Here is a 7,111-nt window from a genome sequence, read left to right on the forward strand (position 1 = left end):
CTTCGACGAGAGAAGCACCAACCTATGCGCGCCCGCCGCCCGATAACTCCCGCTCCGCCCCGCCGTGACGCACTTGTCACCCCAGGCATGTCCCGCCGCGGCCTGCTCGCCTCCGGCGGAGCCCTCGGCATCGGCGCCCTGCTCAGCGCCTGCGGAAGCGAGGAGAAGTCCGGGAAGAGCGCGGGCTCCAAAGCCTGGACCTTCAAGGACGACCGTGGCAAGACCGCCAAGGTCGACCACACCCCGAAGAATATCGTCGCCTACATCAGCACGGCGGCGGCCCTGCACGACTACGGCGTCACCTGCACCGGAGTCTTCGGCCCCTCCAAGCCGGTGGACGGCAAGCCCAACCCGCAGGCGGGCGACCTCGACGTCAGCAAACTGACGAGCCTCGGTGAGTCCTTCAACCAGTTCAACATCGAGAAGTACGCGGGTCTCGACCCCGACCTCCTGATCAGCAACATGTTCCCGCCGCCCGCCCTCTGGTTCGTGCCGGCGGACAGCACCAAGAAGATCGAGGCGCTCGCACCCACGGTCGGCATCAACGGCGCCCGCGCTTCGCTCCTGGAACCGCTGAAGCGCTACACCGAACTCGCCGAGGCGCTCGGCGGGGACCTCGATTCGGAGAAGGTGCGCGCCGCGAAGGCCCGTTTCGACAAGGCCGAGCGCCGACTGCGGGAGGCGGCGAAGGGCAACCGTGGCCTGAAGGTCCTTGCGATGACCGGTGACGCCGACCAGTTCTACGTCGCGGTGCCGGACTCCTACTGCGACCTGAACTACTTCAAGGACCTCGGTGTCGAGTTCGTCGAGGGCAAGAAGAGCGACGAATGGGGCTTCTGGGAGTTCCTCAGCTGGGAGAACGCCGACAAATACCACGCGGATCTCATCATGATGGACAACCGGTCGACGGCGCTGCCGGCCAAGGAGCTGGCGAAGAAACCCACCTGGGAGCTGCTCCCCGCCGTCAAGGCCGGCCAGACCGTGCCCTGGTCGATGGAAGAGCGGTACAGCTACGCCGGTTTCGCCCCCGTGCTCGAACGACTCGCCGCCGCCATCGAGAAGTCCAAGAGGCTCACCTGATGACTGAATCGCCGTACCACTTCTTCGACTGCCACGTGCTGCGCGCCGACTACGTCACCCCCTCCATGATCCGCGTGGCCCTCGGCGGCGACGGCCTGGACCGGATGGCCTCGGCCGGCCGCGACCAGCGCATCAAGATCTTCCTTCCGCACCCGGGCCAGGACGCCCCCGTCATGCCGGACACGACGGAGGGCGACGCGTCCAGCTGGTACGCGGACTGGTGCGCCCTCGACCCCGATGTCCGGGGCATCATGCGCACCTACACCACGCGTGAACTGCGCCGCGATCCCGACGAGTTGATCGTCGACTTCGCGGTGCACGGCGCGGCTCCCTCGCCCCACGACGGCCCGGCCACCAGCTGGGCGCGGTCCGCGGGCCCCGGCGCGCGGATCGGCGTACTCGCCCCGGTCGAGGAGGAGAACGGCGCCTACGACTTCAGGCCGCCGCAGGACACCGACTGGGTGCTCCTGACCGCCGACGAGTCGGCGCTCCCCGCGGTGGCGGCCATCCTGGAGACGCTCCCGCCCGGGACGCCGACCCGCGTGTGGATCGAGGTCCACGACCCGGCGGACAAGCAGGAGCTGCCCACGAAGGCCGACGCCGAGATCACCTGGCTCACGGAGGAGGGCGCGACGCCGTCGGGGATCCGCGCCGCCGAACTGCCTTCGGGCACTCCGTACGCCTGGGTCACGGGCGAGTCCGCGACGGTCAAGACCGTCCGCCGCCACCTGGTCGGCGACCGCGGCTTCGACCGCAAGCGGATCTCGTTCTCCGGCTACTGGCGCAAGGGCACCACCACGGACGAACTGATAGACCGCAACGAAACGGCCTGACTCCGCCCACTCCGCTGCCCGAGGCCCCGCCCGCACACCGGCCGGCGGTCCGGCGCGGGAGGGTCCACCCCTCGGGTCGGCCCTCGCAAGCCCCAGCTCACGCAGCGGCCGGGGCCGCACCGCTAGAGGGGCCGGCCCCCAGGTCGCTCCCCCGAAGCCCCCGCCCGCACACCGGCCGAGGCCTCGCCGGCCTCGCCGCTGGACGGCCGCGGGCTCGGGGCCGACCCCCGGGCCGGCTCACCTCGAAGCCACACCCCGAGCCACGCCCACCCGGGGCTGCGCCCGGAGCCACATCGCTTCAGAGCAACGGCTCCGGCCGGGTCAACCCGGAGCGCAACCCCCATCACCGACCGCGCCGCCAGCCGTCAGCCGCCAGCCGCCCGCTGCCCCACTGCCCCGCCGCCCAGGCGGGACTACAACCCCAGCCGCCTCAACGCCTTCTCCCCGTCCAGCGCGCACTTCCCGTCCCCCGCCTCCGTCCATGCCGCCGCGCACAGCGCCCGCAGCCCGTCCATCGCGTCGCCCTCGCCGTCAAGCACCAGCTCGTGCCCCCGCGCCGCCGCCGTCCAGCCGCCGCAGCCGAAGCCGCCCTGCGCCGAGGTCACTTCGGGCTGGCCGGTCAGCATGGAGCGCAGGTCCGCGTCCACGTACGTGGGCCGGTGCTCGGGCGGGGCCGCGAGCAGCTGGGCGCCGTCCGTGACGCCCGTCAGGACCAGCAGCGAGTCCACCTCGCCGTTGAACGCGCCCTCGATGTCCGTGTCGAGCCGGTCGCCCACGACCAACGGCCGCTCGGCGCCCGTCCGCAGGATCGTCTCGCGGTGCATCGGAGGCAGCGGCTTACCCGCCACCCGCGGCTCCGCGCCCGTCGCGATGCGTACGACCTCGACCGCCGCGCCATTGCCCGGCGCGATGCCCCGCGCACTGGGAATCGTCAGGTCGGTGTTGGACGCGAACCACGGCACACCGCGCGCGATCGCGTAACAGGCCTCGGCGAACCGGCCCCACGCCATGTCGGGCCCGCCATACCCCTGCACGACCGCCACAGGACTGTCGTCCGCCGACTCCACCGGCTCGAGCCCACGCTCCCGCAGCGCGACCCGCAGCCCTTCCCCGCCGACGACCAACACCCGCGCGCCCTCAGGGACTTCCTCACTCACCAGCCGCGCCGCCGCCTGCGCGGACGTGATGACGTCCGCGGCCCCGGTCGGAATGCCGAGCTCCGTCAGATGCTGGGCCACCGCGTCCGGCGTACGCAGCGCGTTGTTCGTCACGTACGCGAGATGCATGCCGCCGGAGGCGGCCTTGCCGAGCGACTCGACGGCGTGGGCGATCGCGTGGCCGCCCGCGTACACCACCCCGTCCAGGTCGAGCAGCGCCGTGTCATACGCCTCGCTCAGCACATCCCGGCTGCCTTCGGGCCGCGTCCTGACGGTCTGGCTCATTACGCATCGCTCCTCGATCGATCCCACTCCCCCGATCATCGCTCATGCCACTGACACACATACGATGCAGCAATGAACACAGCGGGTCATACCGACGACCGAGGCCTCGACCTGATCCCGTTCCGAGGCGTTCGCTACGTCCCCGAACAGGTCGGCAGCCTTGCCGCCGTGACGTCCCCGCCGTACGACGTGGTCGTACGGCCCGACGGCCTGCTCCACCTGGAGTCGGCCGACCCGCACAACATCGTCCGGCTGATCCTCCCCCAGGCCACCACACCGGCGGCCCGCAACCAGCAGGCAGCCGAGACCCTGCACGCCTGGCTCTCCCAGGGCGTCCTCGCCCCCGATCCGGACCCCAGTCTCTACGTCTACGAGCAGCGCGACGCAGGCATCCTGCAGCGCGGCATCATCGGCGCGCTGCGCCTCTCCGAGGCGAAGGACGGCATCGTCCTGCCCCACGAAGGCGTCATGTCCCACGTGGTGGAGGACCGCGCGGCCCTGATGCGCGCGACGAGCGCCAACCTCGAACCCCTGCTCCTGACGTACCGCTCCACCGGCGACCCCACGGGCGCGACAGCCGTCATCGAACGCACCGTGACGACCAAGCCCCTCCTGTCGACGACCACGGAGGACGGCTTCAGCCACCGCCTGTGGGCCGTCACCGACCCCGCCGACCTCGCCGAGATCCAGTCAGATCTCTCCCACCACCAGGCCCTGATCGCGGACGGGCACCACCGGTGGGCGACCAATCTCCGGCTGCGCTCCGAGCACCCGTCGGCCGGCCCCTGGGACTACGGCCTCGTCCTCCTGGTCGACACCGCCCGCTACCCGCTCCGGGTCCGCTCCATCCACCGCTACCTCCACCTGCTCCCGGTCTCCGACGCCCTGGCCGCCGTCAAGGACTCCTTCCGCGTACGCACCATCGAGGGCCCCCTCCCCCGCGCCCTGGAAGCCCTGGCCGATGCGGCGGCCGAAGGCAACGCGTTCCTCCTCGCGGGCGACGGAGCCTTCCACCTCATAGACCTCCCCTCCCCCGACCTCCTGGCCCGTACGATCCCGGCGGACCCCCCTGAGGCCTGGCGCACCCTGGACGCGACGGTCCTGCACTCCACGCTCCTCGATCACATCTGGCAGATCCCGGACGCCCCGGAGCACATCGCGTACATCCACGACACCGAGGCCACGGTGGAGAAGGCGGAACGCGACGGCGGCACGGCCGTCCTGATGCACCCGGTCCGCGAAGAGGTCGTACGCGACCTGGCCCGCCAGGGCGTCACGATGCCCCGCAAGTCCACGTCCTTCGGCCCCAAGCCGGCCTCGGGCCTGGTCCTGCGCAGCCTCGACTTCTGAAGCACGCGCACATGTGAATCACCGCACATACGACAACGGGCGGGACCCTTGATGGGATCCCGCCCGTTGTCGTACTACCAGGTCAGTGTCAGTGCTCAGGCCTTGCGGTCCTCGTCACCGTCGTCGTCCAGCTCGAAGTCGTCCTCGTCGTAGTACTCTTCCACGCCCTCATCCTCGTCCTCGTCCTGGTCCTCCTGGACCGGGGCGACGAAGACGACGTCGGGCTCCGAGACGGGCGCCGCCTCTGCGACCGGCGCCTGCGACTCCCCTTCCATCACGTCGACGAACTCGACGCCGTCAAGCTCGGCAAGGCGGTCCGACGCGTCGGTGCTGCCGTCCTTGTCGGACTCGATGACCTTCGCGAACCACTCCCGCGACTCGTCCTCACGTCCCGCCGCGAGCAGCGCGTCGGCATAGGCGTACCGCAGCCGCGCGGTCCACGGCTGGACGGAGTTCGACGCGAGCTCAGGGCCCTGGAGGGTGACGATGGCGGCATCGATCTGCCCCAGGTCACGCCGTGCACCGGCGGCGACGAGACGCATCTCGACCTGCCCCGGCTTGTCCAGCTTCTGCACCTCGGGCGCACCGGCCATGTCCAGCGCCTTCTCGGGCCGGCCCATGCCGCGCTCGCAGTCCGCCATGACGGGCCAGAGCTCGACACTGCCGGTCATCCGCTTGGCCGCCCTGAACTCCCCGAGCGCCTCGCTGTACTTCTGGGTCGCGTACGCGGCGAAGCCCGCCGCCTCGCGCACAGCAGCGACGCGCGAGGCGAGCCGCAGCGCGATCCGCGAGTACTCGTAGGCCTGCTCGGGGTCCTCGTCGAGGAGGTTGGCGACCATAACCAGGTTCCTGGCGACATCCTCGGCGAGCCCCTTGGGAAGGCTCTGCAGCTCCTGCTGCACGTCCTTGTCGATCTCGTGACCCGTTACGTCATCGGGGATCGGCAGCCGCTTGATCGGCTCGCGGTCGCGGTCCCGGTCGTCACGCCCGCGGTACCCACCGCGGTCACCGTCACGCCGGTCGTCGCGCCCACGGAAACCGCCGGGCCGACCGCCTCGGTCGTCACGCCGGGGCCCACGGTCATCACGCCCGCGGAAGCCGCCACCGCCACCGCCGCGGTTGTCATCGCGACGGAACCCGCCACGATCGCCGCCACCACGGTTGTCGTCACGACGGAACCCGCCACGGTCGCCACCGCGGTCATCCCGACGGTCATCGCGTCGGTCGTCACGGCGGAAACCACCGCGATCGCCACCGCCACGGTTGTCGTCACGACGGTCATCGCGCTGGAAGGCGGGACGGTCGCCACCACGGGGGCGGTCGTCACGGCGGAAGCCACCGCGGTCACCGCCACGGTCGTCACGCCTATCGTCCCGGCGGTCATCACGACGGAACGGCGGACGGTCGCCACCACGGTCATCGCGACGGTCGTCGCGACGGTCGTCGCGACGGAAGCCACCGCGATCACCACCGCCACGGTTGTCGTCACGACGGAAACCACCACGGTCACCGCCACCACGGTTATCGTCACGGCGGTCGTCGCGACGGAACGGCGGACGGTCGCCACCACGGTCGTCGCGACGCGGAGCGCCGGAGGTCGAACGGTCATCACGGCGGAACGCGGGACGGTCACCGTCACGGCGGTCGTCGCGACGCGGGCCACCCGAGGTCGAGCGGTCGTCGCGACGGAACGGAGGACGCCCACCGCCACTGCGGTCATCACGCCCGCGGAAACCGCCACCGCCGCCGCCACCGCGATTGTCATCGCGACGGAAGCCGCCACGATCACTGCCGCGGTCATCACGCCGGTCGTCGCGTCGGTCGTCACGTCGGAAGGGGAGTCGGTCGCCGCCGCCACCCCGGTTGTCGTCACGGCGCGGTCCGCCAGAGGTCGACCGGTCGTCACGGCGGAAGCCACCACGGTCGCCACCGCGGTCATCCCGACGGTCGTCACGCCGGAAACCGCCGCGCTCGCCGCCGCGGTCGTCACGGCGAGGCGCACCCCGGTCGCGGTCGTCGCGACGCGGGCCGCCGGAGGTGGAGCGGTCGTCACGGCGGAACGGGGGACGCCCACCGCCGCTGCGGTCGTCGCGGCGGGGCGCGCCGCCACGGTTTCCGCCCCGGTCGCCACCGTCCCGGCCGCGCTGGCCGCGCTCCGGTCGCTCGTCGGGAGAGTTGGTGGACATCGGTGACTCCTAGTCTTCGGTACCGCAGTCATTCTCGCGCAGCCGGGTAGCCGGCGCGCTTCGACAAAACAAAAAGGACCCATGGTCCCAGCGTGTGTGCTGGGACCATGGGTCCTCCAAAGATTGTTCGGCGGCGTCCTACTCTCCCACAGGGTCCCCCCTGCAGTACCATCGGCGCTATGAGGCTTAGCTTCCGGGTTCGGAATGTAACCGGGCGTTT

At 71.1% G+C, this 7,111-nt stretch carries 5 protein-coding genes, 1 rRNA gene and 1 pseudogene; 3 read left to right on the forward strand and 4 right to left on the reverse strand.

The features are described 5' to 3' along the window. The first annotated feature begins 87 nt into the window (after positions 1 to 87). Positions 88 to 1,080: an ABC transporter substrate-binding protein gene (locus tag ACIBCK_RS21105; RefSeq protein WP_399392265.1), complete on the forward strand. Its 993-nt coding sequence runs from the start codon at positions 88 to 90 to the stop codon at positions 1,078 to 1,080. Continuing rightward, positions 1,080 to 1,913 (forward strand): siderophore-interacting protein, encoded by an 834-nt coding sequence (locus tag ACIBCK_RS21110; protein ID WP_399392267.1) that lies wholly within the window; start codon positions 1,080 to 1,082, stop codon positions 1,911 to 1,913. Before ACIBCK_RS21105 ends, ACIBCK_RS21110 begins: the two co-directional genes overlap by 1 nt. A 413-nt stretch (positions 1,914 to 2,326) precedes the next feature. Here ACIBCK_RS21110 and ACIBCK_RS21115 read toward each other — a convergent pair whose 3' ends face one another. Then, positions 2,327 to 3,355, reverse strand: a complete 1,029-nt coding sequence (locus ACIBCK_RS21115) for an HAD hydrolase-like protein (protein ID WP_399392269.1) — start codon at positions 3,353 to 3,355, stop codon at positions 2,327 to 2,329. Positions 3,356 to 3,427: 72 nt separating this feature from the next. Here ACIBCK_RS21115 and ACIBCK_RS21120 point away from each other — a divergent pair, with 72 nt between their 5' ends. Beyond that, positions 3,428 to 4,705, forward strand: a complete 1,278-nt coding sequence (locus ACIBCK_RS21120; RefSeq protein WP_399392271.1) for a DUF1015 domain-containing protein — start codon at positions 3,428 to 3,430, stop codon at positions 4,703 to 4,705. A 95-nt stretch (positions 4,706 to 4,800) separates the two neighbouring features. Here ACIBCK_RS21120 and ACIBCK_RS21125 read toward each other — a convergent pair whose 3' ends face one another. From ACIBCK_RS21125 to rrf, 3 genes and pseudogenes are all read right to left on the reverse strand, one after another. Then, positions 4,801 to 5,652, reverse strand: a complete 852-nt coding sequence (locus tag ACIBCK_RS21125; protein ID WP_399392326.1) for a hypothetical protein — start codon at positions 5,650 to 5,652, stop codon at positions 4,801 to 4,803. 48 nt (positions 5,653 to 5,700) lie between these two features. Further along, positions 5,701 to 6,774 (reverse strand): annotated as a pseudogene (locus tag ACIBCK_RS21130) (hypothetical protein); the annotation flags it as partial. 242 nt (positions 6,775 to 7,016) lie between these two features. Next, a 5S ribosomal RNA gene (rrf, locus tag ACIBCK_RS21135) occupies positions 7,017 to 7,111 on the reverse strand; the annotation flags it as partial.

The organism is Streptomyces sp. NPDC051218, assembly GCF_044455475.1.
In the GTDB taxonomy this organism is placed as follows: Bacteria; Actinomycetota; Actinomycetes; order Streptomycetales; family Streptomycetaceae; genus Streptomyces.

What these genes read in the sequence shown, in the direction of transcription:
- ACIBCK_RS21105 (WP_399392265.1), top strand. Translation starts at nt 88, where the DNA reads ATGTCCCGCCGCGGCCTGCTCGCCTCCGGCGGAGCCCTCGGCATCGGC.
- ACIBCK_RS21110 (WP_399392267.1), top strand. Translation starts at nt 1,080, where the DNA reads ATGACTGAATCGCCGTACCACTTCTTCGACTGCCACGTGCTGCGCGCC.
- ACIBCK_RS21115 (WP_399392269.1), bottom strand. Translation starts at nt 3,355, where the DNA reads ATGAGCCAGACCGTCAGGACGCGGCCCGAAGGCAGCCGGGATGTGCTG.
- ACIBCK_RS21120 (WP_399392271.1), top strand. Translation starts at nt 3,428, where the DNA reads ATGAACACAGCGGGTCATACCGACGACCGAGGCCTCGACCTGATCCCG.